At 65.0% G+C, this 25205-nt stretch carries 22 protein-coding genes and 2 pseudogenes; 21 read left to right on the top strand and 3 right to left on the bottom strand.

Translation table 11 applies throughout. The annotated features are described in order from the left end of the window. Nucleotides 1-81 precede the first annotated feature (81 nt). The 5 genes and pseudogenes from G4G31_RS02125 (at nucleotide 82) to G4G31_RS02105 (ending at nucleotide 6220) form a co-directional block, all read left to right on the top strand. Nucleotides 82-2307, top strand: coding sequence for an LPS-assembly protein LptD (locus tag G4G31_RS02125; protein ID WP_182990099.1), 2226 nt, complete (start codon nucleotides 82-84; stop codon nucleotides 2305-2307). A 57-nt stretch (nucleotides 2308-2364) separates the two neighbouring features. Then, complete coding sequence (locus G4G31_RS02120; protein WP_182990098.1) at nucleotides 2365-3780, top strand: peptidylprolyl isomerase; 1416 nt, start codon at nucleotides 2365-2367, stop codon at nucleotides 3778-3780. A 4-nt stretch (nucleotides 3781-3784) separates the two neighbouring features. Further along, nucleotides 3785-4857: pseudogene (pdxA, locus tag G4G31_RS02115) on the top strand (4-hydroxythreonine-4-phosphate dehydrogenase PdxA). An 18-nt stretch (nucleotides 4858-4875) separates the two neighbouring features. Then, nucleotides 4876-5652 carry a 16S rRNA (adenine(1518)-N(6)/adenine(1519)-N(6))-dimethyltransferase RsmA gene (gene rsmA, locus G4G31_RS02110; RefSeq protein WP_182990097.1) on the top strand — a complete coding sequence of 259 codons (777 nt, stop codon included), beginning with the start codon at nucleotides 4876-4878 and terminating at the stop codon, nucleotides 5650-5652. Nucleotides 5653-6028: 376 nt separating this feature from the next. After that, complete coding sequence (locus G4G31_RS02105) at nucleotides 6029-6220, top strand: hypothetical protein (RefSeq protein WP_182990096.1); 192 nt, start codon at nucleotides 6029-6031, stop codon at nucleotides 6218-6220. A 182-nt stretch (nucleotides 6221-6402) separates the two neighbouring features. Here the strand turns inward: G4G31_RS02105 and G4G31_RS02100 are convergent, their stop codons facing one another. After that, nucleotides 6403-7068, bottom strand: coding sequence for a hypothetical protein (locus tag G4G31_RS02100; protein WP_182990095.1), 666 nt, complete (start codon nucleotides 7066-7068; stop codon nucleotides 6403-6405). 14 nt (nucleotides 7069-7082) lie between these two features. Further along, the gene (locus G4G31_RS28815) at nucleotides 7083-7667 is read right to left on the bottom strand and encodes a hypothetical protein (protein ID WP_182990094.1); all 585 of its coding nucleotides are present in this window, start codon (nucleotides 7665-7667) and stop codon (nucleotides 7083-7085) included. Nucleotides 7668-7835: 168 nt separating this feature from the next. Here G4G31_RS28815 and G4G31_RS28810 point away from each other — a divergent pair. The 3 genes and pseudogenes from G4G31_RS28810 to hrcA form a co-directional block, all read left to right on the top strand. Continuing rightward, nucleotides 7836-8333: pseudogene (locus G4G31_RS28810) on the top strand (hypothetical protein); the annotation flags it as partial. A 25-nt stretch (nucleotides 8334-8358) separates the two neighbouring features. Then, on the top strand, nucleotides 8359-8802 hold the full coding sequence (locus tag G4G31_RS27965; RefSeq protein ID WP_308622030.1) for an HAD hydrolase-like protein: 444 nt from the start codon (nucleotides 8359-8361) through the stop codon (nucleotides 8800-8802). Between the two features lie 44 nt (nucleotides 8803-8846). Next, nucleotides 8847-9866: a heat-inducible transcriptional repressor HrcA gene (gene hrcA, locus G4G31_RS02085; RefSeq protein WP_182990093.1), complete on the top strand. Its 1020-nt coding sequence runs from the start codon at nucleotides 8847-8849 to the stop codon at nucleotides 9864-9866. A 151-nt stretch (nucleotides 9867-10017) separates the two neighbouring features. Here hrcA and fur read toward each other — a convergent pair whose 3' ends face one another. Beyond that, entirely contained in the window at nucleotides 10018-10452 is a 435-nt protein-coding gene (fur, locus tag G4G31_RS02080; RefSeq protein ID WP_182990092.1) for a ferric iron uptake transcriptional regulator, read from the bottom strand. A gap of 79 nt (nucleotides 10453-10531) precedes the next feature. Here fur and G4G31_RS02075 point away from each other — a divergent pair, with 79 nt between their 5' ends. From G4G31_RS02075 to G4G31_RS27955, 13 genes are all read left to right on the top strand, one after another. Next, complete coding sequence (locus G4G31_RS02075) at nucleotides 10532-11155, top strand: outer membrane protein assembly factor BamE (protein ID WP_229425279.1); 624 nt, start codon at nucleotides 10532-10534, stop codon at nucleotides 11153-11155. Nucleotides 11156-11162: 7 nt separating this feature from the next. After that, a complete protein-coding gene (gene dapB, locus G4G31_RS02070; RefSeq protein WP_182990091.1) occupies nucleotides 11163-11972 on the top strand; it encodes a 4-hydroxy-tetrahydrodipicolinate reductase in 810 nt (269 codons plus the stop codon). A 2-nt stretch (nucleotides 11973-11974) separates the two neighbouring features. Then, nucleotides 11975-12301, top strand: a complete 327-nt coding sequence (locus tag G4G31_RS02065) for a barstar family protein (protein WP_182990090.1) — start codon at nucleotides 11975-11977, stop codon at nucleotides 12299-12301. Between the two features lie 179 nt (nucleotides 12302-12480). Continuing rightward, on the top strand, nucleotides 12481-13167 hold the full coding sequence (locus tag G4G31_RS02060; protein ID WP_182990089.1) for a transglycosylase domain-containing protein: 687 nt from the start codon (nucleotides 12481-12483) through the stop codon (nucleotides 13165-13167). Between the two features lie 437 nt (nucleotides 13168-13604). Then, a complete protein-coding gene (leuS, locus tag G4G31_RS02055) occupies nucleotides 13605-16250 on the top strand; it encodes a leucine--tRNA ligase (RefSeq protein ID WP_182990088.1) in 2646 nt (881 codons plus the stop codon). Between the two features lie 3 nt (nucleotides 16251-16253). Beyond that, the gene (gene lptE, locus G4G31_RS02050; protein WP_182990087.1) at nucleotides 16254-16772 is read left to right on the top strand and encodes an LPS assembly lipoprotein LptE; all 519 of its coding nucleotides are present in this window, start codon (nucleotides 16254-16256) and stop codon (nucleotides 16770-16772) included. Nucleotides 16773-16800: 28 nt separating this feature from the next. Beyond that, the gene (gene holA, locus G4G31_RS02045) at nucleotides 16801-17814 is read left to right on the top strand and encodes a DNA polymerase III subunit delta (protein ID WP_182990086.1); all 1014 of its coding nucleotides are present in this window, start codon (nucleotides 16801-16803) and stop codon (nucleotides 17812-17814) included. 282 nt (nucleotides 17815-18096) lie between these two features. Further along, nucleotides 18097-19362 (top strand): glutamate-5-semialdehyde dehydrogenase, encoded by a 1266-nt coding sequence (locus G4G31_RS02040; protein WP_182990085.1) that lies wholly within the window; start codon nucleotides 18097-18099, stop codon nucleotides 19360-19362. A 22-nt stretch (nucleotides 19363-19384) separates the two neighbouring features. Continuing rightward, entirely contained in the window at nucleotides 19385-19798 is a 414-nt protein-coding gene (locus G4G31_RS02035) for a CopD family protein (RefSeq protein WP_182990084.1), read from the top strand. A 437-nt stretch (nucleotides 19799-20235) separates the two neighbouring features. Next, nucleotides 20236-21420: a class I SAM-dependent RNA methyltransferase gene (locus tag G4G31_RS02030; RefSeq protein WP_182991646.1), complete on the top strand. Its 1185-nt coding sequence runs from the start codon at nucleotides 20236-20238 to the stop codon at nucleotides 21418-21420. 36 nt (nucleotides 21421-21456) lie between these two features. Further along, nucleotides 21457-22737, top strand: coding sequence for a multidrug effflux MFS transporter (locus tag G4G31_RS02025; protein WP_182990083.1), 1281 nt, complete (start codon nucleotides 21457-21459; stop codon nucleotides 22735-22737). 313 nt (nucleotides 22738-23050) lie between these two features. After that, nucleotides 23051-23971, top strand: a complete 921-nt coding sequence (locus tag G4G31_RS27960; RefSeq protein WP_308622028.1) for an HDOD domain-containing protein — start codon at nucleotides 23051-23053, stop codon at nucleotides 23969-23971. Further along, the gene (locus G4G31_RS27955; protein ID WP_308622185.1) at nucleotides 23959-25203 is read left to right on the top strand and encodes a HAMP domain-containing sensor histidine kinase; all 1245 of its coding nucleotides are present in this window, start codon (nucleotides 23959-23961) and stop codon (nucleotides 25201-25203) included. Before G4G31_RS27960 ends, G4G31_RS27955 begins: the two co-directional genes overlap by 13 nt. Nucleotides 25204-25205: the final 2 nt, after the last annotated feature.

The following is a 25205-nucleotide window of genomic DNA, read 5'->3' as shown; positions in this document are numbered from 1 at the left end:
AAACCGGTTGAGGGAGGCAATTCCCATATAATAAGGGATTCAATCCAAAAAATCGCCCTTTATGGTGCAGCCCAAGATTCCATGAGCTGGTTTACGGCCCTACCATTCCCGCAGCGGCGGGCATTTGCCTTGTCCGCTCTCGTCACCGTGGCCTCGGGGCCCTTGCATGCGCAGGTCGCTCCGGCCGCGTCCCATGCAGACGAACAAGACCTTCCCGTTACCGTGCGCGCCGAGGAGATCGGCGGCCGTCCTGACCGCGAGATCAACCTCAGCCGCGACGTCGAAATCACCCGCGGCCAGTCGAAACTGAAGGCCGATACGGCCTGCTATCGCCTGGTCGAGGACGAGGTCACGGCCAGCGGCAACGTCCAGATGTGGCGTTTCGGCGACCGCTACCAGGGCGATTCGCTGCAGATGAACATGTCCACGGGGCGGGGCTGGGTGCTCAACCCGAAATACCACCTGCAGATGAACAATGCGCAAGGGGGGGCGGACCGCATCGACTTCCTCAGCGAAGACCAGGCCCTGGTGGTCGACGGCACCTACAGCACCTGCGAAGGCCCGAATCCCGACTGGTACCTGAAGTCGAGCACGCTGCGCCTCGATTCCGGGCGCGACGTCGGCACCGCTGGCAAGACCGTCATCTATTTCAAGGACGTGCCGATCCTGGCGACGCCGGCGCTGTCGTTCTCGCTCTCGGGCGCGCGCCGTTCCGGCTGGCTGCCGCCGACGCTCGACTTCGGCGCCAAGGGCAAGTCCGAGATCATGGTGCCGTATTACTTCAACATCGCGCCGAACCGCGATTTGACGGTGTTCCCGCGCATGATGTTCGACCGCGGCCTGCAGCTCGGCGCCACGGCACGCTACATCGGCGAGACCAAGCGTGGCACGTATGGCGGCGAAACCCACATCGAAGTCCTGCCGAACGACCGCATCACCAAGACCGACCGCTGGCTGGTCAATTCGGTACATAACCAGACCCTGGCACCGGGCTGGGGCGCCGGCTGGAACCTGAACGCCGCCTCCGACGACGAATACCCGAGCGACTTTTCGCGCACGGTCTCGACCAGCGCCGAGCGCCAGTTGGTGCGCGAGCTCTATACCAGCTACGGCACCCAGTACTGGAGCCTCTCCGCGCGCGCCCAGAACTTCCAGATCCTGCAGGAGCCGGCGTCGAAAGCCGACCCGCGCCTGACGATTCCGCGTCCTTACGACCGCCTGCCGCAAATTAATTTCCACACCGGGCGCTACGACGTGAAAGGCTTCGACTGGGCCTTCGATGCCGAGGCGACGCGCTTCGCGCATCCGACCTTCGACACCGGCAACCGCCTGGTGGCCGTGTCGCAGGTCAGCTACCCCTGGATCCAGCCTGGCTACTTCATCACGCCGAAGCTGATGCTGCACGCGACCAAGTACGCGATGGACGAGAATTCGCGCAGCCCGACCAACCGCACCAGCCTGTCGCGCACGCTGCCGATGTTCTCGATCGACAGCGGCATGGTGTTCGAGCGCGACGCCAAGCTGTTCGGCACCGCCGTCACCCAGACCCTCGAGCCGCGCCTGTTCTACGTGCGCACGCCCTACAAGAACCAGGACGAATTCCCGAGCTTCGATACCGGCGAGGCCGGTTTCAGCTACGCCCAGCTGTTCAGCGAAAACCGCTTCGTCGGTGCCGACCGGGTGTCGGACGCCAACCAGCTGACCGCGGCCGTGGTGTCGCGCTTTATCGAGCCGGACGGCGCCGAGCGCCTGCGCATGGCCATCGGCCAGCGCTTCTATCTCACCGAGCCGCGCGTGGGCCGTTCGCCGAACGGCCAGGGCAAGTCCGACCTGCTGCTGGCGGCGTCGGGCCGCATCATCGATAACTGGAACTTCGACAGCAGCGTACAATACGATGCGACCGGCAAGAGCGTGTACAGCCAGAGCCATGGCGTACGCTTCACCCCGGGGCCGATGAAAGTGCTCAACGCCGAATACCGTTTCGTGCGCGACAGCTTCCGCAATGCCGACATCTCGGCGCAGTGGCCGCTGTCGATGCGCTGGTACGGCGTCGGGCGCGTCAGCTACTCGCTGCGCGACCACAAGGTGCTGGAAAGCCTGGGCGGCCTGGAATACAAGGCCGATTGCTGGGTCTTCCGGATGGGGGCGCAGCGCTTCGTGACGGCGGCGCAAGCCACCTCGACGCGCATGTTCTTCCAGCTCGAGCTGAACGGCCTGTCGCGCCTGGGGCTTGGCAATCCGCTCGATTCGTTTTATAAGTCTATTCCCGGCTATACCCGGCTGAACACCAACGTCGGCCGTCCTTGACCGGGCCCCGAGCTGGACCCTGGATGTTTTTTGACCTGAATGAGTGCTTCCCAGATTATGCGTACTATCCGTTTGCATCACCTTAAGCTCGCAGCGGCGCTGCTGTGCGCGCTCACGGCCAATGCGGCCCTGGCCCGGGGCCCCAGGCCCGCCGCCGCTCCTGCACAGGCCGCCGCCAAGGCGGAAGCCAAGGCGGAAGCCAAGCCCGGTAGCGGTTTCCTGCCGCCGGCCTCGAGCAACGCGAACGTCGTCGACGCCATCCGCGTCGTCGTCAACGACGAGGTCATCACCCGCAACGAGGTCGACAAGCGCGTGGCCCAGATCGCCGCGCGCCTGCGCGCGCAGAACGCGCAGCTGCCTTCCCAGGCCGACCTCGAACGCCAGGTGATCGAAGCCATGGTCGTCGAGCGCGCCCAGCTGCAGCTGGCCAAGGAAATGGGCGTGCGCGTCGACGACCGCATGCTCGACGCGGCGATCGGCCGCATTGCCGAGGGCCAGAAGATGTCGGTCCAGGAAATGCGCAACCAGATGGAAAAGGAAGGCATGACCTTCGTCCAGTTCCGCGAAGAGATCCGCAACGAGATCATGATGCAGCGCCTGCGCGAGCACGAGGTCGACGCCAAGATCCAGGTGTCCGACGCGGAAGTCGACACCTACCTGGCCGCTGTGAAGGCGGCCGCCGCCGAACGCGTCGAGATGGACATTGCGCAGATCCTGGTGGGCATTCCTGCGAATGCCACGCCCGAGCAGATCGCCGCGCGCCGTGCCCGTGCCGATGAAGTGGCGCGCCAGCTGCGCGCCGGCGCCGACTTCGCGAAAATGGCCGCCACCTATTCCGACGCGCCCGATGCCCTCAAGGGCGGCGCCATCGGCTGGCGCGACCCGGACCGCCTGCCGCCGGCGATCTCCAACGAACTGCGCAAACTCAGCCCCGGCCAGGTCACGCCCGTCCTCAAGGGCACTGCCGGCTTCCACATCATCAAGCTGGTCGACAAGCGCAACCTGGCCAAGGAGCCCGAGCAGGCGACGGCCCAGCAGGTCCACGCCCGCCACATCCTGATCAAGCCCTCGCCGACGCTGCCGGCGGCGGAAGCCCGCCGCAAGCTGGCCGAGATCAAGGCCAGGATCGAGAGCAAGGCCGCGAGCTTCGAGGACATGGCACGCCAGAACAGCCAGGACAGTACCGCGGTCAAGGGCGGTGAACTCGGCTGGCTGACCGAGGAAGACGTGATGCCGGAATTCGCCACCGCGATGAATGCCCTGCCGACGGGCAAGATCTCCGACGTGGTCGAAACCCCGATCGGCCTGCACCTGATCGAAGTGCTCGAGCGCAAGACCGAGGACGTGACGAAGGAGAAGGAGCGTCTGCAGGCACGCCAGGTGATCCGCGAACGCAAACTCGGCGAAGCCATGGAAAACTGGGCGCGCGAAGTGCGCGACCGCGCCTACGTCGAGTACCGCGAGGAGGGCTGATCCCATGGCCGCACCGCTGACCGTGCGCCCGACCCTGGCGCTCACCGTCGGCGAGCCGGCCGGGATCGGTCCCGAGATCGCCATCCGCGCAGCCTGGGCGCTGCGCGAAGAGGCCAATTGCGTGCTGGTGGGCGACGCCGCCTTCCTGTCGCTCACGGCCAGCCTGATCGACCCAGGCATCCGCCTGTCGGCCCTGTCGATCCGGGCGCTGCGCAATGGCGGCCTGCCGCACTTCGGCCGCGAGCGCGTGGCCGTCGTCGACGTGCCGCTCGCCGCCCACGTGGTGCCCGGCACCCTCGACGCCGGGAACGGCCGCGCCGTGCTGGCCACGCTCGACCTGGCCATCGAAGGCGTCAGGGCGGGCTGGTTCGAGGGCATGGTCACCGCGCCCCTGCAGAAAAGCACCATCAACGAGGCCGGCATCGCCTTTTCCGGCCACACCGAATACCTGGCCGAGCAGACCGGCACCCCTGGGGTGGTCATGATGCTGGCGGGGCAGCCGGCGAATGACCAAGCTTACCTGCGCGTCGCGCTGGCCACCACCCACCTGCCCTTGAAAGACGTGCCGGGCGCGATCACCGAGGAGGGCCTGGCCCGGGTGCTCGACATCCTGCACCGCGACCTGCGCGACAAATTCGGCATCGCCGCGCCGCGCATCCTGGTCACGGGCCTGAACCCGCACGCGGGCGAGAACGGCTACCTCGGGCGCGAGGAAATCGATGTCATCGCACCGGCCCCGGCGGCGGCGCGCGCCCGCGGCATCGACGCGCGCGGACCCTATCCGGCCGACACCCTGTTCCAGCCGAAATATCTGCAGGACGCCGACTGCGTGCTGGCGATGTACCACGACCGGGCCTGCCTGTGCTCAAGCACGCGACCTTCGGGCGCGGCATCAACGTCACGCTCGGCCTGCCGCTGATCCGCACCTCGGTCGACCACGGCACCGCGCTCGATTTGGCGGCGCAGGGACCCGGCCTGGCCGACTGCGGCAGCATGGTCGAGGCGATCCGCGCCGCCATGCACATGGTCGCGGCCAGCAAAGGCGTGGCGAGCAAGGGCGCTGGCCGCACCATCTGAAAAATCACGAAAGCACCAATGAAACACGTCGCACGCAAGCGCTTCGGCCAGAACTTCCTGACCGATAACCAGGTCCTCTCCGATATCATCGATGCCATCGGCCCGCGCCGCGGCGAGACGATGGTCGAGATCGGGCCGGGCCTGGCGGCAATGACGGCGCTGCTGCTCAAGCAGCTCGACCACATGCACGTGGTCGAACTCGACCGCGACCTGGTGGCACGCCTGGAAAAAGCCTATCCACGCGAAAAGCTGACCATCCACTCGGGCGACGCCCTGAAATTCGATTTCGCCTCGATTCCGGTACCGGAAGGGCAGAAGCTGCGCGTGGTCGGCAACCTGCCGTACAACATCTCGAGCCCGCTGCTGTTCCACCTGGCCGAGTTCGCCCACCTGATCGAGGACCAGCATTTCATGCTGCAAAAGGAAGTGGTCGAGCGCATGGTGGCCGAGCCCGGCACCAAGGCCTACGGCCGCCTGTCGGTGATGCTGCAATGGCGCTACGACATGGCCCTGATGTTCATCGTGCCCCCCACCGCTTTCGATCCGCCGCCCCAGGTGGACTCGGCCATCGTGCGCATGGTGCCGACCCGGCGCAAGCTGGCCGCCGATGGCCCCACCCTGGAAGCGGTGGTGCAGAAGGCGTTCTCCCAGCGCCGCAAGGTGATCCGCAACTGCGTGGCGGGCATGTTCACCGAACAGCAATTGACCGACGCCGGCATCGACCCGGGCACCCGTCCGGAAACGGTGAGCCTGGAGCAGTACGTGGCGCTGGCGAATATTCTCAAGCCGGCCTGACCCCTGCGTGGGTGGATGGCGCCACCTGGTGCCGTGCACCGGCGCGGCCAAGGTGCCGTCCACGTGTTCAAACCGGCTTCGCTCCCTCTCGCGGTACTTCACACGTGCGTTGAACGCGTGGGCGGCGCACACGCCGGCGGCAAGCCACCTTCCTGGTATAGCCGCCCACCCTACGAAACAAGCCGATTGGCTCATCCGTGGTGCGCCGCACAAGCGCCTGGAACACGGTATATCGCCCTTTTGCGCGCTTCATCGCGCCCTTTTCGCAGTTCGTCGCACGCCGATGGAAGCGGGGAGGGGCCATGGTTAAAGTACTCCCATCGACAGCCCGCTTGCATACGAAAGAGGGCAACCACCAACCGAAGGGAGTACTGAAATGAACGTCCTCAAACACATGGAAACGCTGTTCCTGGTCGCTGCCCTCGTCGCGGGCGTCGCCACCTACGCCAGTGCCGAGAGCTACAAGGCGCAGGTGCGCGCCGACGAGATGGTGTCGGTCGGCAACCAGCAGATGGCGGTGGTGAAGGTCAGCGGCAAGCGCCTCGTGGGCGAGACCAAGCTCGGCTAAGCAGGACTTGCCCGGGCTGCGGGCAAAAAAAAGCCCGCCGTTGCGGGCGGGCTGAATCCAATTCTTTTCTGAGGAGAGTTGGAGGAGACAGAAGCATTATGCTGCACTACAACATATACGTCTAATTTTCTTTCGAAATGATCGACATCGTTGTGGTGAATATCTGTTTCAGCTCCATTGTCTCAGGTAGGTTTGTTGACGCAGTTCACCGACACCGTGGTGACCGCGGCATCGCCCATGACGCCAGTGCCATTATCGACCGTGCAGATCTGGGTAGCAGGTTGTTTCACGACCGTAATGCCGTAGGTATAGCCGTAGGCCACCGTCGGGAAGGCAAAGTCGACCGCGCTGCCGTCCTCCTTCTTGGTGATCGCGATCGAGGCAACGGTACTGCCGTTGCCCAGTTCCAGGCCCGTGGACGTCAGGCCGTAGACCTTGCCGCTGACCGGGTAGGCGTTCAGCACGCAGGTGATGACGGCATTGATGGTCGTCAGGCGACCGGCGGTGTCCTTCGTGCCGCTGTACGCCGCGCAGGTCTGGTGGTCGGGCTGTTTGTAGATCGGCGTCTTTTCGGCGTTGTCTTGCGTGCCGATCTGCACCAGATTGACATCGTAGACTTCGCCATATTCGAGCTGGTCCTTGAACGAATACTTCACATCCTCGGAGACGCCCTGTTTGGTCGGATTGACCTCGATTGTCATGCCGTTGGTCACCAGAACGAGCGGACCATAGGTCAGGTTGAGGACGGTGCCGCCGACGGTATAGGTCGATTTGCCACCGCCGCAGGCGCTCAGGCCAACACCGAGCGCCAGGGTCAGCGCCGACAGCGCCAGGATCGATTTCTTCAAGTTAGTCTCCAGAATCAAGGGGTGCAACGCACGACGACGGTTGTGACGGGGGCGGCCGGCATGATGCCGCTGCCGTTCTCCACGGTGCACTGCGGGGCGCCTGCCTGAGGCAGCACGGTGATGCCATACGGCGCGTCCTGCGATACCGCCGCCATCTGGAATTCGGTGGCGTTGGCCGGGATGGCCACGCGGTCGGCGCCGTTCACCAGCACGAGGCCGCTGCGGTTACCCAGCCCCTCGATCTTGCCGCCGAGTGCGCGGCGCCAGATGGTGCAGGTGACGTCGATGTTGCTCATGTTGAATACCGCGCGGCCGATGCCATTGCTGACAACGCAGTCGGTCTTTTTCTCGACGTTTTCCGGCTGCGACTTGACTTCGATGTTGTAGTTGGAATCGGTTTCGACCGGCGGGAAACGGTAGGAAGCAGACCCCGCCGTGATCGGGAGGTCCGAGCCGCCATTGTTCGTCAGCACCAGGCCAGGCTTGGTTACGCCGCTCACTTTGCCGCTGAGATAAATTTCGCCGTCGCTGCCGCCGCAGGCGGACAGGCTGAGCGCGCATGCCAGCGCGAAGCCGGCACGCAGGTGGGAACGAATCATCATTTCTCCAATAAAATAGGGAAGAGCAGGGCGCGCAAAAGACTGCGCAGCGCCGCGAGGTGGAATTTTGCCCATCATTTTAGAGCATTTGGCAAGCACCGGGCTCATTGGCCATGCATGAGACTTTGTATCACCGTGTAACGGCGACGCCACCCGGCCTCTGCCGCCATGCATTTTTCGGGGCGCGCGCCCTTGCGCACAGCTGCGTTTGCAAATCACCGCTGGCCTCGCTATGCTCCGCTTGACCCTGCAGTGTTCCTCCGACGCGTCTTCGATGGCGCGCTTTCCATGACCGATTCGCACCGCCGCCGCTGGCCCAAGGCCGTCCTGTTCGACCTCGACGACACCCTGTGGCCGATCGCCCCCGTCATCGTGCAGGCCGAGCAGACCCTGTTTGCCTGGCTGGCCACGCACGCGCCGCGCGTGGCGCAACGCTTCTCCATCGATTCGCTGCGCCAGGCCAGGCTCGAGCTGCTGGCGCGCCGGCCCGAATTCCAGCTCGACCTGGGTGCGCTGCGCCGCGCCGGGCTGGTTGCCGCCTTTGAGCAGGCCGGCGAGGACGCCTCCAAGGTCGAATTGGCGATGGCGGTATTCTTCGCCGCCCGCAACGCCGTGATTCCCTACGACGACGTGCTGCCGGGCCTGTTGCGCCTGAAGGGCCGCGTGCTGCTGGGATCGATCACGAACGGCAATGCCGACCTGCAGACGATCGGGCTGGCCCACCATTTCCGGCCTCGGTCTCGGCGCCGCAGTTCGGCCGCGCGAAGCCGGATCCGGCCATTTTCCCGGAAGGCTGCGCGCGCCGGGCGTGGCACCTGGCGAAGCGGTGTATGTCGGCGACGACCTGCTGCTCGACGTCGAGGGCGCCGGGCGCGCCGGCATGCGCGCCGTGTGGATGAACCGGACCGCCAGCCGGCGCCACCGGAAGAGGGCGTGCAGCCGGACGCCATCGTCGGCGACTTCGACGAATTGCTCGACTGGCTGGAGCGCGAGCACGCTTGAGAGCGCCCAACAAGACGGCCAGGGCGAAGCGCGGCGGCGACGACAGTACGCCCGTACGGCAAGGAGCCGCTACGCGGCCATGGCCGTTTTGTTGAGTGCGCGGAGCCCACAGGGAGCGGACGAAGGTGCATAATATGTATGCAACCATTGCGCATATCGCATCTATCCTCTCGCCCCATGCAACTTGAACCCCGTGCCCAAACCCTGCTGAAAGCCCTGGTCGAGCGCTACATCGCCGACGGCCAACCGGTCGGGTCGCGTGCGCTCTCGAAAATCTCCGGCCTCGACCTGTCGCCGGCGACGATCCGCAACATCATGGCCGACCTCGAGGAAATGGGGTATGTCGCCAGCCCCCATACCTCGGCCGGCCGCGTGCCGACCCCGCGCGGCTACCGCCTCTTCGTCGACACCCTGCTCACGGTGCAGCAGCTCGACGAACACGGGGTCCATCAGCAGCAGATGCGGCTGCCCGCCCACCAGCCGCAGAAGGTGATCGCCAGTGCGGCGCAAATGCTGTCGTCGCTGACGCAATTTGCCGGCGTGGTACAGAGTCCGCGCCGCGAATCGGTATTTCAGCAGATCGAATTCTTGCGCCTGTCGGAAAAGCGCATCCTGCTCGTCATCGTCGACCCGCGCGGCGACGTCCAGAACCGCCTGCTGCTGACCGAGGTCGACTACACGCCGAGCCAGCTGATCCAGTCGGCCAATTACCTGAACCAGAACTTTGCCGGCCTCACCTTCGACGACGTCCGGCGCCGCCTCGCGGGCGAACTGAAGCAGCTGCGCGACGATATCGGCGGCCTGATGCAGACTGCGGTGGAAGCGGGCAGCGAAGCCATGGCCGACAACCACGACGACATGGTCATTTCAGGGGAGCGCAACCTGCTGTCGGTGTCCGACCTGTCGTCGAACATGAGTTCGCTGCGCCAGCTGTTCGAGATGTTCGAGCAAAAGACCGGCCTGATGCAGCTGCTCGATGTCTCGAGCAAGGCCGGCGGCGTGCAGATTTTTATTGGCGGCGAATCGAAGCTGGTGCCGATGGACGAGATGAGCGTGGTGACTGCGCCCTATGAGGTCAACGGCAAGATCGTCGGGACGCTCGGCGTGATCGGCCCGACGCGCATGGCCTACGAGCGGGTGATTCCAATTGTCGATATCACGGCCAAGCTGCTGTCGAATGCGTTGAGTCATCCGTAAGTGGGCACTCTGCGCCCACGCGGAACGGGAACATTGCGCAGTGCCAGCGTTCAGGTGGGTACGTCATTGAGGCCCCGCCTCAATGACCCCACCCTACGGTCAACAAAAAACGGCGCCCTCGGCGCCGTCCTTCATTGCACATCGAAACGCCTCAACCGCCGCTGCGATGCGGGCAAGCCGGCTTGATGCAATTGCCGTAGATCGCCAGCGCATGTTCGGCGATTTTAAAACCGCGCTCGCTCGCGACCCTGTTCTGGCGCGATTCGATTTCCTCGTCGAAGAATTCCTCGACATGTCCGCAGTCGAGGCAGACCAGGTGGTCGTGGTGCGAACCGGCGTTCAGTTCGTAGATGGCCTTGCCGGTCTCGAAGTGATTGCGGTTGAGCAGGCCGGCCTGTTCGAACTGGGTCAGCACCCGGTAAACCGTGGCCAGGCCGACGTCCATGTTCTCGGCCAGCAGGATCTTGTAGACGTCTTCCGCCGTCAGGTGCCGCACTTCGCTGTTCTGGAAAATTTCCAGGATTTTCAGGCGCGGCAAAGTGGCCTTCAGGCCGCTCGCCTTCAGGTCGGTGGGTTTGTTACTCATGTTTGTTACTCGTAGATGGGCGGAGTGCTTTATGATATAGCGTTTTGGAAGCTCCCGCTTAAACGTTTTGAGGTTACTTATGCGCGTCTTTGATGCCGTTGTTCATCGTTTCCATGCCCGCGCTGCGCTGGCCGCCGGCCTTGCATGCACGCTGCTGCTGTCGGGCTGTGCATCCTGGCGCAACCAGACCAAGCCGGCCGCGCCGGTGAGCACCGCCCCGGCCGCCGTGGAAGCCGATGCCAGCAAGTCGGCCGCGCTGGCCAATGCCGGTGCGCAGACGACCCAGGCCACCAAGCTGCAGAAATTCCTGTGGGTGTTCTCGCCGTATCGCCCGGACATCCAGCAAGGCAACTTCGTGTCGCAGGAAATGCTGGCGCAGCTGAAAGTCGGCCAGACCCGCGAGCAGGTACGCTTCCTGCTCGGCACGCCGCTGCTGATGGACATGTTCCACGCCGACCGCTGGGACTACCCGTTCTACCTGGCCCGCGGCAATGGCGAGCTGACCACCAGCCGCGTCACCGTCTATTTCAAGGGCGACGTGGTCGAACGCTTCGACGGCGCCAACCTGCCGACCGAACGCGAATACATCGAACGCATCGCCGGTCCGATCAAGTCGCTGAAAAAAGAAGACGCTGCCCAGCACACCAAGCCTGCCGCAGCCCCTTCGGTCGTCACCCCGGCGAACGGCCAACAAATCCAGTAAGCCAGTCATGAAGCAAATCAAAATCGCGGTTGCCGGCGCCAGCGGGCGCATGGGCCGCATGCTGGTCGAGGCGATCGCCGCCTCGCCCGACGTGCAACTGGCCGGCGCGCTCGACGTCGCGGGCTCCCCCTTCCTCGGCCAGGATGCCGGCGCGTTTGCCGGCCAGGTCAGCGGCGTGGCCATCGAAGCCGACCTGGCGCGTGCCCTGGCGGGCGCCGACTGCCTGATCGATTTCACGCGTCCGGAAGGCACGCTGGCGCACCTGGCGTATTGCGCGGCCCATGGCATCAAGATGGTCATCGGCACCACTGGTTTCGACGAGGCCGGCAAGGCCGCGATCGCCGCCGCTGCGGAAAAGGTGGCCGTCGTCTTCGCACCGAACATGAGCGTCGGCGTGAACGTCACGCTGAAATTGCTGGAAATGGCGGCAAAGAGTTTCGCCGAAGGCTACGACATCGAGATCGTCGAAGCCCACCACCGCCACAAGGTCGATGCGCCCTCCGGCACCGCCCTCAAGATGGGCGAGGTCATCGCCGACGCGCTGGGGCGCGATTTGAAAGACTGCGCCGTCTATGGCCGCGAAGGCGTGACCGGCGAGCGCGATCCGTCGACGATCGGCTTTGCCACCGTGCGCGGCGGCGACATTGTCGGCGACCACACGGTGCTCTTCGCCGGCACCGGCGAGCGCATCGAAATCAGCCACAAATCGAGCAGCCGCGTCACCTACGCCCACGGCGCCCTGCGCGGTGCGCGCTTCATTGCCGACAAGGCGACGGGCCTCTACGACATGCAGGACGTCTTGTCCCTGAAAGGCTGAACATGGCAGTAGCAGAACTGAATGGCGCCGCCATCGTCAACGAAGCGAGCTTCTTCGCCGAGAGCAGCCGCGCCTTCGGCTTCCACACGGCCAATGGCGACACCATCGATACCTGGGTCGATTGCCTGAGCTACCTGCGCGACGACGAGAACATGACCAAGTTCCGCCTTCAGCCTGAGGAAACCCTGGAAATCGTCATCACCGACAGCGCCGCCCTGCGCGCCCGCCTGCCCGACCTGCTCGACGAGATCGTCTTCTGCGTCGGCGGCATCAACGAGCGCTACGAGGACTACGGCGAGAAGCCGGCCCTGGAACTCGTGCTGCGTTAAGCCGTCGGTGGCCTTCTATTTGAAAACGGCCCGAGGCTGTACTCGTAGGGTGGGCACGCATTGAAGCCCCCCCAGCTTCAATGCCCCACGCAGACCAGGCGCACCCGCACCAGCACAGCAGCAGCTCCACGACGGATGCACGCTGTCCACCCATCGTATCCCGTCTTGAGCAGCGCACCGTGAAACGCCTCCTCAAGCCGCTGCTGGCGCTGGTTGCACTGTTGCTGGTCTACCTGGCCGTCGTCGCCTGGTGGGCGAGCGCCTCGGTCGACACACTGCTCGCGCAGTATCCCGCCAAGCCGTCGCTGCCGCACCTGTCGCACAGCCAGCGCGCCATCCTGCTGGCGATCGAAGACCCGACCTTCCTTTCCCACCATGGGTTGAGCCTGGCAAACGGCCAGGGCGTGGCCACGATTTCCTCCGCCGTCGCCCGCGAAACCTTCCTCGATGGCGCCACGCTCGACGGCGCCGCAGGACAGTTGCAAGGGCTGTACCGCGGCGTCTACGCCTGCTGCAAGCGGGTCGACTTCGGCCGCGACGTCATGGCGCTGGTGCTCGACGCGAAGGTGTCGAAGGAGCGCCAGCTGGCGATCTACGCCGCCACCGTCTACATGGGGCGCCAGGACGGGAAGCAGGTGCGCGGCCTGGAGGGAGCGGCGCAGGCTTATCTCGGCAAACCGCTGGCCGCGCTCGGCGACGACGAGATGGCCGCCCTGGTTGCCATGATCCGCGCCCCGAACGAGCTGCATCCGCTGCGCAACCATGAAGCCTACGAACTGCGCCTGCTGCGGGTACGGGCCGTGCTGTCGGGACGCTGCAAGCCGGCGGGCTGGTTCGACACCACCTACGCACACTGCGCCCCTTGAATACTACCCCTGGGGTCAGGTCTGACATTCGGACACGACCTCTGCCGTAGAATACTACCCCTGGGGTCAGGTCTGACATTCGGACACGACCTCTGCCGTAGGGTGAGCGGCTCTACCCTGGCGCCTGCAAGCAGTTGACGCCAGCGCCGCCCACGCGTTCAACAGGCTCGTAAAACGTCGCGACAGTTCAGCCGCCGGTTGAACTGTGCCTGAGCCCGTGTCCAAATGTCAGACCTGACCCCAGCCATTGGGGCGCGGCATTTCGCCCGTCGGTTGAACGCGTGGGCGGGGCTTGCACCGTCGACTCGCGGCCATCCCGGTATAGCCGCCCACCCTAGGTCTTTCCGCGTGGTTTGCTCCGGTCACGCTTCGCCGCAGTGCAAGATGAACCAGTATAATGTTTTGTTCCACCTCTAAAATTTCGTCCGCAGAACATCATGCAAGATAAATATAGTCCAGCCGAAGTTGAACAGGCCGCCCAGGCGTACTGGAAGTCGATCGACGCCTATAAGGCCGTCGAGAACGACCCGCGTTTCCCCAAGGGAAAATACTACGCCTGCTCGATGCTGCCTTACCCATCCGGCAAGCTGCACATGGGTCACGTGCGCAACTATACGATCAATGACGTGATGTACCGCTACCTGCGGATGAATGGCTACAACGTGCTGATGCCGATGGGCTGGGACGCCTTCGGCATGCCGGCGGAAAACGCGGCGATGGCGAACAACGTGCCGCCGGCGGAATGGACGTATTCGAACATCGCCCACATGCGCGGGCAGATGGAATCGATGGGTCTCGCCATCGACTGGTCGCGTGAGATGACCGCCTGCAAGCCCGAGTACTACAAGTGGAACCAGTGGATGTTCCTCAAAATGCTCGAGAAGGGCATCATTTACCAGAAGACCGGCACCGTGAACTGGGACCCGGTCGACCAGACCGTGCTCGCCAACGAGCAGGTCGTCGACGGTAAGGGCTGGCGTTCGGGCGCGCCGATCGAGAAGCGCGAAATCCCGATGTACTACGTGCGCATTACCGACTACGCCGACGAGCTGCTCGACCATGTCGACAACAAGCTGCCGGGCTGGCCGGAGCGCGTACGCACCATGCAGACCAACTGGATCGGCAAGTCGGTCGGCGTGCGCTTCGCCTTCCCGCACGTGATCATGGATGAAGCCGGTGAGCTGATCAACGACGGCAAGCTCTACGTCTTCACCACCCGCGCCGACACCATCATGGGCGTGACCTTCTGCGCCGTCGCCGCCGAGCATCCGCTGGCCCAGCACGCCGCGAAGAACAACCCGGAACTGCAGACCTTCATCGCCGAGTGCAAGAAGGGTTCCGTCATCGAAGCCGACATGGCGACGATGGAGAAGAAGGGCATGCCGACCGGCCTGTCCGTGACGCATCCGGTGACCGGCGAGCAGGTGCCGGTCTGGGTCGGCAACTACGTCCTGATCACCTACGGCGACGGCGCCGTGATGGGCGTGCCGGGCCACGACGAGCGCGATTTCGAGTTCGCCAAAAAATACGATTTACCCATCAAGCAGGTCGTCGCCGTCGAAGGCCAGGAGTATTCGCTGGACGGCTGGCAGGAGTGGTATGGCGATAAAGAAAACGGCCGCACCATCAACTCCGGCAAGTACGATGGCCTGGACTACACCGCCGCGGTGAACGCCGTCTCGGGCGACCTCGCCGCGCAAGGACTGGGCGACAAGAAGATTACCTTCCGCCTGCGCGACTGGGGCATCTCGCGCCAGCGCTACTGGGGCACCCCGATCCCGATGATCCACTGCGGCGACTGCGGCGCGGTGCCCGTGCCCGAGAAGGACCTGCCGGTCGTGCTGCCCGAGCACCTGGTCCCGGACGGCACCGGCAATCCGCTGAACAAGGACGAAGCCTTCCTCAAATGCGACTGCCCGAAGTGCGGTAAACCAGCGCGCCGCGAGACCGACACGATGGATACTTTCATCGATTCGTCCTGGTACTACATGCGCTATACCTCGCCGGGCTCGAACGAGGCCATGGTCGACGCGCGCAACGATTACTGGATGCCGATGGACCAGTACATCGGCGGCATCGAGCACGCGGTCATGCACCTGCTGTACGCGCGCTTCTGGACGAAAGTCATGCGCGACTTCGGCCTGGTGAAATTCGACGAGCCTTTCGTGAACCTGCTCACCCAGGGCATGGTGCTGAACGAAACCTATTATCGCGAAGACGCGGCTGGTAAAAAAACCTGGTACAACCCGGCCGATGTCGAACTCACTTTTGATGACAAGGGCCGTCCGCAGAACGCGGTGCTCAAGGCCGACGGACAGCCGGTCACGATCGGCGGCACCGAGAAGATGTCGAAGTCGAAGAACAACGGCATCGACCCGGCAGCGCAGATCGAGCAATACGGCGCCGACACCGCGCGCCTGTTCACGATGTTCGCCTCGCCGCCGGAGCAGACCCTGGAGTGGTCGAACAGCGGCGTCGAAGGCGCCAGCCGCTTCCTGCGCCGCGTCTGGGCCTATGGCTACGCCCAGCGCGAGCGCATTGCCGTGGCGCTGGCGGCAGGCGGATCGGCGGCGGCGACGGACGACGCCCAGAAGACCCTGCGCCGCGAAGTGCACAAGGTGCTGCAGCAGGCCGACTACGACCTGAAACGCATCCAGTACAACACGGTCGTCTCGGCCTGCATGAAGATGTTGAATACCCTGGAATCCGCCAAGCTGGCCGACGGCGCCGCATCAAGCGCGGTGATCGCCGAAGGCTTCTCGATCTTCCTGCGTTTGCTGAACCCGGTGGCGCCGCACATCACCCACGCGCTGTGGCAGGACCTGGGCTATGCCGCGGTCCACGGCGACATCCTGAACGTGCAGTGGCCGCAGGTCGACCCAGCCGCGCTGGAGCAATCCGAGATCGAGATGATGATCCAGGTGAACGGCAAGCTGCGCGGTTCCGTCAAAGTGGCCAAGGATGCCGACAAGGCGGCCATCGAAGCGGCGGCGCTGGCTTCCGAGGCGGTCCAGAAGTTCATCGAAGGCACGCCGAAGAAGGTCATCGTCGTGCCCGGCAAACTCGTCAACATCGTGGTGTAATTCATGCGCGCTTTCTCTTCCCTGATTTCGCGCGCGCTGGCGGCCCTGCTGCTGGCGACGATCGTTTCGGCCTGCGGCTTCCAGCTGCGCGGATCGAACGGTGCCTACAACATGCCGTTCTCGAGCATCTATCTCGCCTTTGCCGACACCTCCCCGCTCGGCAATGAGCTCAAGCGCAACCTGCGTGCGGGCGACCGTGTCGTCATCGCCGGCACGCCGAAGGAAGCCGAGGCGCAGTTCGAGGTGCTGACGGAAACCCGCAACAAGACCATCCTGTCGCTGAATAACCTCGGCCGCGTGCGCGAGTATTTGCTGGGCTACACGCTGGTGTTCCAGGTGCGCGACCGTGCCGGCAACCTGCTGCTCGGCCCGACCGAGATCACGCTGCGCCGCAATCTCGCCTTCAGCGAAGAGGCCGTGCTGGCGAAAGAGGGCGAGGAAGCGCTGCTGTACCGCGACATGCAGTCCGACCTGGTGCAGCAGATCATGCGCCGCCTGGCTGCCATCAAGCCGGCGCCGTGAGGGCCCGCTGAATCCATGAGCAAGACCGATGCAACTGCGCCCTGACGCGCTCGACGCCCACCTCGCCAAAGGCCTGGCGCCGCTGTACGTCATCACCAGCGACGAGCACCTGCTGGCGCTGGAGGCGGCCGACAAGATCCGCCGCGCCGCGCGCGCGGCCGGCCACACCGAACGCGACGTGCTCACCGTCGAGCGCAGCTTCAAGTGGGGCGAACTGCTGGCCGCGAACCAGGCCATGTCGCTGTTCGGCGACAAGAAGCTAATCGAACTGCGCATCCCCACGGGTAAACCCGGCAAGGACGGCAGTGCGGCGCTGCAGGCCTATGCGAAAGACCTCAGTCCGGACAACCTGACCCTGATCACGCTGCCGAAGCTCGACTGGCAGACGGCGAAGGCGTCCTGGGTGGCGAGCCTGCAGCAGGCCGCCATCTACATCGAGATCCCGAACGTGGAACGCGCCCAGCTGCCCGCCTGGATCGGCATGCGCCTGTCCAGCCAGGGCCAGAGCGCCGACCGCCAGAGCCTGGATTTCATCGCCGACCGCGTCGAGGGCAACCTGCTCGCGGCGCACCAGGAAATCCAGAAGCTGGGACTGCTGCACGAGCCGGGCAAGCTGACCTACGAGCAGGTGATGGACGCCGTCCTGAACGTGGCGCGCTACGACGTGTTCAAGTTGTCCGAGGCGATGCTGGCGGGCGACCCGGCACGCCTCGCCCGCATGCTCGAGGGCTTGAAGGGCGAGGGCGAGGCGCTGCCGCTGGTCTTGTGGGCCGTCTCCGAAGAAATCCGCACGCTGTTAAAATTGAAAGCCGGGATGGCGCAGGGGCGTCCGCTGGGCGCGCTGCTGAAGGAATACCGCATCTGGGGCCCGCGCGAACGCATGATGGAGCCGGCGCTGCGGCGCGTGTCGCTGCCCGTGCTGGAAGGCGCGCTGCAGGAGGCGGCGCAGGTCGACAGGATGGTCAAGGGTTTACGGGCCAAGGCGTTCGCGGGGGATGCGTGGGATGCGATGCTGCAGCTGGCGTTGAAGGTGGCCAGGTAGTTTCGATCGTTGGCCGTTTGTGGTGTGCGCCCTGCCATGGACCTGCAGGTGCGCCGTTATCGATGTTCACGATCCGCGTGGGCTCAAGAGCCCACCCTACGGGACGCGTCAACGATTCGCGTGCACCGGATGCTCTCCGCTTGGCCCGTGCACTGTATCGAATTTCGTAGGGTGGGCACTCCGTGCCTACGCGGTGCGACGCTGACCACATCACCTACGCCTCGTCACCCCGGCACTTCCATCAACATCGTTTTGGCCGCTCAACGCACACTGGAATCAACCATGGACATCACCGACTACATGCACACGCTGGGCCGCAATGCCCGCGCTGCGTCGCGCGCGATGGCGCGGGCCGATGGCGCTACCCGCAATCGCGCGCTGCTCCTGATCGCCGAGGCGATCGAACGCGAGGCGGCCGTGCTCACCGCCGCGAACGAACGCGACCTCGACGCGGCGCGTGCCGCGGGCCTGGCGCCGGCGCTGCTGGAGCGCCTGGTGCTGTCGCCGAACGCGATCGCTACCATGGTCGAAGGCCTGCGCCAGATCGCCGCGCTGCCCGACCCGATCGGCGAGATCTCGAACATGAAGTCGCGTCCGTCGGGCATCCAGGTCGGCCAGATGCGCGTGCCGCTGGGCGTGATCGGCATCATCTACGAAGCGCGCCCCAACGTGACGGTCGATGCGGCCGGCCTGTGCATCAAGAGCGGCAACGCGGCCATCCTGCGCGGCGGCTCGGAAGCGATCCACTGCAACCGCGCGCTGGCCAGGCTGGTCACGGAGGGCGTGCAGAAAGCCGGGCTGCCGCAGGACGCCGTGCAGGTGGTCGATACGGTCGACCGCGCCGCCGTCGGGACGCTCATCACCATGCCGCAATACGTCGACGTGATCGTCCCGCGCGGCGGCAAGGGCCTGATCGCGCGCCTGATCGAGGAAGCGACGGTCCCGATGATCAAGCACCTGGACGGCATCTGCCACGTCTACATCGACGACAAGGCCGACGTCGACAAAGCGCTCGCGATCGCCTTCAATGCGAAATGCCACCGCTACGGTACCTGCAACACCATGGAAACCCTGCTGGTGGCACGCGCGATCGCCCCAAGCGTGCTGCCGCAACTGGCCCAGCGCTACAAGGCGAAGGAAGTCGAGCTGCGCGCCGACCCTGAAGCGCTTGCGATCCTGGCCGGCTATCCGCACCTGGTCGAGGCGACCGAGGAAGACTGGAGTCTTGAATACCTGGCGCCTGTCCTGGCAGTGAAGATCGTCGCCGGCATCGAGGAAGCGATGGACCACATCGACCGCTACTCGTCCAAGCACACGGAAGCCATCGTCACCGAGGACTACAGCGCCGCGCTGCGCTTCTTGCGCGAAGTCGATTCGAGCTCGGTGATGGTCAACGCCTCGACGCGTTTTGCCGATGGTTTTGAATATGGCCTCGGCGCCGAGATCGGCATCTCGAACGACAAGCTGCATGCGCGCGGACCGGTCGGGCTGGAAGGGCTGACTTCCCTCAAATACGTGGTGTTCGGCCACGGCGAAGTACGCAGCTGACATACTAATAACAAGGACCCGCATGTACCTCTGGATCAAAGCCTTTCACATCGTCTTCATCGCCTCCTGGTTCGCCGGCCTGTTCTACCTGCCGCGCATCTTCGTGAACCTGGCACAGGAAACCGACCCGGCCGCCACCACCCGCCTGCTCGGCATGGCGCGCCGGCTCTACCGTTTCAGCCTGATCCTGTCGGTGCCGGCGGTGCTGCTGGGGCTGTGGCTGGGCTGGGAGTTCGGCTTCAAGCATGGCTGGCTGCACGCGAAACTGGCGCTGGTGGTGCTGACGATCGGCTACCATCATGCCTGTGGATCGATCCTGAAGAAATTCGAGGCCGGTACCAACAAGCGCAGCCATACCTGGTTCCGGTACTTCAATGAGGTGCCGGTGGTGTTGCTGGCGCTGATCGTGATTCTGGTGGTGGTCAAGCCGTTCTGACTTTTAGGCGAGCGCGGGCTTTGCGGTTTGCGTAAGCACGACCGCGTGGGGTCCTTGAAGTCGAGGACTTCAAGGACGTGCCCACCCTACGAACTGATTGTCGTGGTTTGAACCAGCTTTGCGGTATTCCGCGGTACGACCGCGTGGGCGGAGCCCACCCTACGATCTGCTGTGCACCGTAGGGTGGGCTCTGCCCACGCGGTCTCACCAGCTGATCATCGGCGGCTCGACCGAAGAATCGACAACATGAACAACCAGTAACGTAGGGTGGGCTCTGCCCACGCGGTATCATCGGCTGATCATCGGCGGCTCGACCGGAAGCCGCAAACACAGGCATTTTGGTGGCCGGCAGCGGCGGCGCTGCCACCACATCATTTTTCACTCAACGGACAAAGGGTACCCCCATGACCTCCTATTTTTGCCCCTGCCCCCGCGGCATGGAAGCGGCGCTGGCCGAAGAACTCCTCGAGATCGCCCAGGCCCACAGCCCGACGCTGAAAGTCCATAACCAGGTCCCCGGCGGCGTGCACTGCTCGGGTACGCTGGTCGACTCCTACCGCGTCAACCTGCATTCGCGCATCGCTTCGCGCGTCTTGATGCGCATGGGACAGCGCAGCTACAACAACGAAAACGACATCTACGACCTCGTGCTCGAGCAGCCCTGGGAAGACTGGTTCGGCGTCGACCACACGATCCGCGTCGACGTCACGGCCGTGAAGTCGCCCCTGAAAAGCCTGGAATTCACGACGCTGAAAATCAAGGACGCGATCTGCGACCGCTTCCGCGACATGTTCAACAAGCGTCCTTCGGTCGACACGCGCGAGCCGGACATGCGTATCGTCGGTTTCCTCGACCAGCGCAATTTCATCATCTACCTCGACACCTCGGGCGAGGCGCTGTTCAAGCGCGGCTGGCGCGAAGAAACGGGCGATGCGCCCCTGCGCGAGAACCTGGCCGCCGGCATGCTGCGCGTGTCGGGCTGGAAGCCGGGCGTGCCCCTGTTCGACCCGATGTGCGGCTCCGGCACCATCCTCATCGAAGCGGCGCAGATGGTGCAGGGCATCCCGGCCGGTGCGCGCCGCCGCTTCGCCTTCGAGAAATTCGCCGACTTCGACCGCGCGGCCTGGCAAGAGATGAAAGCGGCCATCAAGGCCAATCCACTGCCGACGGAACCCACCATCTTCGGCTCCGACATCTCGGGCGACATGGTGGAAATGACGCGCCATAACCTCAAGATTGCCGGCATCCTGTTCGACGTGCCACTGAAGCAGATCGAGGCCCAGCATGTCAGCCCGCCGGTCGATGGCCCCGGCATCCTGCTGACCAACCCGCCCTACGGCGAACGGATCGGCGTGCGCGGCGACTCCACCATGGCGCCGGACGAGATGGCGGTGAGTTTCTATTCCGCGCTCGGCACCACGCTCAAGCAGCGCTTCGCCGGCTGGACCGTGTTCCTGTTCACGGCCGACCTGTCGCTGCCCAAGCTGCTGCGCCTGAAGGAAGCGCGCAAGACCCCGTTCTTCAACGGCGCCCTCGAATGCCGCCTGTTCCGCTTCGACATGGTGGCCGGCTACAACCGCCGCGAAGAAGCCAAGCCGAAGCCGGACGCCAACGCGCAATAGACGAGTAACAAGCGACAAGACAAGCGAGAAGAAGCAATGCTGCCACCGACCGACCCCGACCAACTGCCCAAGGATCCGGTCATCCCGGTGCCATTGCCGACGCCGCACAAGATCGTCATGCTCTCGGCCGGCGGCCTGGCCACGCTGCTGGCCGCGTTGTCGATGCTGGGACCGTTCTCGATCGACGCCTATTTGCCGGCCTTTCCGCTGATCCGCGCCGACCTGCACGCATCCGCCATCGAGGTCCAGCAGACGCTGACGGCCTACATGCTGGCCTTTGCCGGCATGGTGCTCTGGCATGGCGCGCTGTCGGATGCCTTTGGCCGGCGCAACGTGATCCTGGTGGCGCTGGTCGTGTTCGCAATCGGCACCTTCGGCTGCGCGGCGGCGTCCACCGTGCACTACCTGTGGGTCTTCCGCATCCTGCAGGGGGTGTCGGCCGGGGCCGGCGTCGTGGTCGGGCGTGCCATCATCCGCGACCTGTATTCGGATGCGCCGGCCGCGCGCTTGCTGTCGATGGTGACGATGATCTTCTCGATCGCACCGGCCATGGCGCCCGTGATGGGCGGCTGGATCGTGACCTGGTTCGACTGGCGCGCGATCTTCCTCGCGCTGTGCGGCTATACCGTGATCCTGGGCTGGGTGTGCTGGCAGCACTTGCCGGAAACCGTGCCGCGCACGCAGCGCCAGCCCTTCAACCCGCGCTTCCTGGCACAAAGCTACGGCGCCATCTTCAGCTCCTTCCTGTTCCACATGAAGGCCGGTATCGCGGCCCTGAACTTCGCCGGGCTGTTCCTTTACATCTCGGCCGCGCCGGTGCTCATTCCCGTGCACCTGCACCTCGGGCCCTCGGAATTCGCCTGGCTGTTCGTGCCGACCGTGAGCGGCATTTTCCTGGGTTCGATGGCGGCCAACCGCATGGCCGGCAAGAGGAGTTTTTCGCGCCAGATCTGGATCGGCTTCGGCTTCATGCTCAGTGCGGTGGCGTTCAATGTCGGCTACCACCTGTTGCTGCCGCCGGCGCTGCCCTGGACCGTGCTGCCGATGTTCTTCTTCACCTTCGGCAGTTCCCTGATCGCCCCCGGCGCGACCCTGCTCGCGCTCGACCTGTTCCCGCACATCCGCGGCACCGTCGCGTCCTGCCAGTCGTTTATTTCGACCCTGCTCGGGGCCGTCGTGGCGGGCGTGATTTCGCCGATGCTGTCGCACTCGGTGCTGACGCTCGCACTCGGCCAGGCCGGCTTCGTCCTGCTCTCGCTGACTTGCTGGATGACGGCGCAGCGCTACCGCCGCCTGCGCGGACATAGCCCTGTCTGAGAACGTCCCGCCCGCGTAAAAGGCGGGATGCGTCTGTGCCTCCAGAGGCGAAACAGGCCGCTACCGCCCTGGCATGCATATCTCTTGTCAAGGCGAAAACAAAACGCCTTAAATTGCATCATTTGCCACGCAAAAAAAGACACTTTTCATGGAAAGTATTGTTCCCAAGCAGAAATGTATATATGCTAAGGACCCTTCAGCTCGGGAGTAGCTGCGCGCACAGCACACTGCTCCGAGGATGCACCCATGTCATGTCGTGGTCGCCCCGTCCGGGAGCGCCACCCCGAAACCCGTTCAGTGGCCTGCTCAGACAATGCACCAACCAGACCAGGATATCCGCAATCGCCTGCTGATTGCCCGGCTGCCGGCCATGCCGCAGATACTCATCAAGCTGATCGAGCATCTGCAGGCCGACGACCTGGGCATGCAGGAACTGGCGGCCCTGATCGCGAATGACGCCGGCATGACCGCCAAGCTGCTGGCCGTCGCCGGCAGCTCTGCCTATCAACGCAACGGGCGCGGGGCCAGCCTGGAGCAGGCGCTGGCCGCGCTCGGCACCGACATGATCAAGACGCTGGTGATCAGCGATTCCGTGTTCCAGACCTTCGGCAGTTTCCCGCATTCGGACAGCACCGACCTGCGCGCCTTCTGGAAGCGCTCGCTGGGCGCGGCGGTGATCGCGCGCGAGCTCGCGCGCCGCATCGGCTACCCCCACCTGGAAGAAGCCTATCTTGGCGGCCTGCTGCACAACGTCGGCCGCCTGGCCCTGCTGGCCACGGCGCCCAGGGAATACGCTTTCAACTTCACCGCGCTCGACGACGAAGACCTGTGCGCCGTCGAGCAGCGCACGCTGCAGATCACCCATGCCGAAGCCGGCGCCTGGCTGATCGAACGCTGGCAGCTCGATTCCTTCCTGGCCGACGCCGTGCTGTACCACCACGAGTCGAGCGAGCGCCTGGAAGCGGCCCATCCCCTGATCCGCATCGTGCGCCTGGCGCACCTGATGTCGAGCCATCCGGACGACCTCGAGGCGCTGCGCGATGGCGCGGCGCTGTGCGGCCTTCCTGCCGGCGAGATCGACGAGGTGCTGGCCACCGCCGCGCGCCAGGTCGACAAGGCGGCCGCCCACCGGGCATCGACCTGCTTGGCGCCGACGATATTCCCGCGCCGCAGGCGCTGGCGCCGGCGCCGGACCCGGTCCAGCAGCGCCTGCTTGACGAGATGCAGAGCATGATGCTGGTGTCGGAAGTGGGCCGGACCCTGGCGCGCCAGGAAAGCGAGGCGGGCCTGCTGGAGGCGATGGTGCGTTCGGCGCGCGTCCTGTTCGACTTCGACAATACCGTCGTCCTGCTGCAGGATCCGACCGGGCAGATGCTGGTCGGCGCGCCAGGCGGCCACAATGCGCGCATCGCCGAATTCGCCATTCCGCTGGCGCTGGCCAAGGGCGGCCAGATCGCCGCGGCGGCGCAGGCACGCCGCATCGCGTACATCGGACGCGAGGGCGCGCCGCTCGGCCTGGCCGAGGAACAGCTGCTGCGCATGCTCGGCACCGACAGCATGGTGTGCCTGCCGCTGGTGGCGGGAGGGCGCTGCCCGGGCGTGATGGTGGGCGGCGTGGCCGCCTGGCAGGTGCCGGTCTGCCAGAAGCGCGAACGCTTCCTGCAGTCCTTCGGCGTGCAGGCCGCCAGCGCGCTCGAGACGGCGCTGCTGGAACACGGCCAGGCGCGGCGCCAGCTGGCCAGCGTGGCCGAGGAATACCGCGAAGCCTCGCGCCGCCTGCTGCACGAGGTGAACAACCCGCTGGCGATCATCAAGAACTACCTCAGTGTCCTCGACAGCAAGCTGGAACGCCAGGAACCGGTAGCCACCGAGATGTCGGTGCTGAACGAGGAAATCGACCGCGTCGGCCAGCTGGTCCAGGGCCTGGCGGAACTGAAGCCGCAAGCGGCCAACGCGCGCGTCATCGACGTGGCGACCGTCGCCGGCGATGTCGTGCGCCTGTTCCGTGCCGGCCAGTTCGTGCCGGCCAATGTCGATATCGCCACCGAGTTGGATGAAGGCGCGCGCCTGGCCGAGGGCGATCCCGACCTGCTCAAGCAGATCCTGGTGAACCTGGTGAAGAACGCGGTCGAGGCGCTGGCGCCCGGCGGCGGACGCATCGCCATCGTCAACCGCGGCCAGGTGCACCGCGAGCGCAAGCTGTACGTGGAACTGGCCGTCACCGACACGGGGCCGGGCTTGCCGCCCGAGGTGATGGCCAAGCTGTTCTCGGCGGTGCAAAGCACCAAGGAGGGCGCGCACCGCGGCCGCGGCCTGGCGATCGTGCACGGCCTGGTCACGAAACTGAACGGCCATATTGCCTGCCGCAGCGGCAGGAACGGCACTGCATTTGACATTCTGCTGCCGGCACCGTCCGGCGCAAGCGGCGCGCCGGCCCTGTCCACGCGCGCGCTGGGTTCTGTATAAGG

The organism is Massilia sp. Se16.2.3 (genome assembly GCF_014171595.1).
In the GTDB taxonomy this organism is placed as follows: Bacteria; Pseudomonadota; Gammaproteobacteria; order Burkholderiales; family Burkholderiaceae_D; genus Telluria.
Note: the sequence above shows the minus strand (reverse complement) of the source record. Positions and strands in the feature narration are given on the sequence as shown.

Excerpts from the sequence above, each read along its gene's own strand:
- rsmA (WP_182990097.1), top strand. The coding sequence starts at position 4,876 with ATGAAACACGTCGCACGCAAGCGCTTCGGCCAGAACTTCCTGACCGAT.
- G4G31_RS02035 (WP_182990084.1), top strand. The coding sequence starts at position 19,385 with ATGTACCTCTGGATCAAAGCCTTTCACATCGTCTTCATCGCCTCCTGG.
- G4G31_RS27960 (WP_308622028.1), top strand. The coding sequence starts at position 23,051 with ATGCACCAACCAGACCAGGATATCCGCAATCGCCTGCTGATTGCCCGG.
- G4G31_RS28815 (WP_182990094.1), bottom strand. The coding sequence starts at position 7,667 with ATGATTCGTTCCCACCTGCGTGCCGGCTTCGCGCTGGCATGCGCGCTC.
- lptE (WP_182990087.1), top strand. The coding sequence starts at position 16,254 with ATGCGCGCTTTCTCTTCCCTGATTTCGCGCGCGCTGGCGGCCCTGCTG.
- G4G31_RS27965 (WP_308622030.1), top strand. The coding sequence starts at position 8,359 with ATGCCGACCTGCAGACGATCGGGCTGGCCCACCATTTCCGGCCTCGGT.
- G4G31_RS02105 (WP_182990096.1), top strand. The coding sequence starts at position 6,029 with ATGAACGTCCTCAAACACATGGAAACGCTGTTCCTGGTCGCTGCCCTC.
- G4G31_RS02125 (WP_182990099.1), top strand. The coding sequence starts at position 82 with ATGAGCTGGTTTACGGCCCTACCATTCCCGCAGCGGCGGGCATTTGCC.
- G4G31_RS02040 (WP_182990085.1), top strand. The coding sequence starts at position 18,097 with ATGGACATCACCGACTACATGCACACGCTGGGCCGCAATGCCCGCGCT.
- G4G31_RS02030 (WP_182991646.1), top strand. The coding sequence starts at position 20,236 with ATGGAAGCGGCGCTGGCCGAAGAACTCCTCGAGATCGCCCAGGCCCAC.
- hrcA (WP_182990093.1), top strand. The coding sequence starts at position 8,847 with ATGCAACTTGAACCCCGTGCCCAAACCCTGCTGAAAGCCCTGGTCGAG.
- holA (WP_182990086.1), top strand. The coding sequence starts at position 16,801 with ATGCAACTGCGCCCTGACGCGCTCGACGCCCACCTCGCCAAAGGCCTG.
- dapB (WP_182990091.1), top strand. The coding sequence starts at position 11,163 with ATGAAGCAAATCAAAATCGCGGTTGCCGGCGCCAGCGGGCGCATGGGC.
- G4G31_RS02120 (WP_182990098.1), top strand. The coding sequence starts at position 2,365 with ATGCGTACTATCCGTTTGCATCACCTTAAGCTCGCAGCGGCGCTGCTG.
- G4G31_RS02065 (WP_182990090.1), top strand. The coding sequence starts at position 11,975 with ATGGCAGTAGCAGAACTGAATGGCGCCGCCATCGTCAACGAAGCGAGC.
- leuS (WP_182990088.1), top strand. The coding sequence starts at position 13,605 with ATGCAAGATAAATATAGTCCAGCCGAAGTTGAACAGGCCGCCCAGGCG.
- fur (WP_182990092.1), bottom strand. The coding sequence starts at position 10,452 with ATGAGTAACAAACCCACCGACCTGAAGGCGAGCGGCCTGAAGGCCACT.
- G4G31_RS02025 (WP_182990083.1), top strand. The coding sequence starts at position 21,457 with ATGCTGCCACCGACCGACCCCGACCAACTGCCCAAGGATCCGGTCATC.
- G4G31_RS27955 (WP_308622185.1), top strand. The coding sequence starts at position 23,959 with ATGCAGAGCATGATGCTGGTGTCGGAAGTGGGCCGGACCCTGGCGCGC.
- G4G31_RS02075 (WP_229425279.1), top strand. The coding sequence starts at position 10,532 with ATGCGCGTCTTTGATGCCGTTGTTCATCGTTTCCATGCCCGCGCTGCG.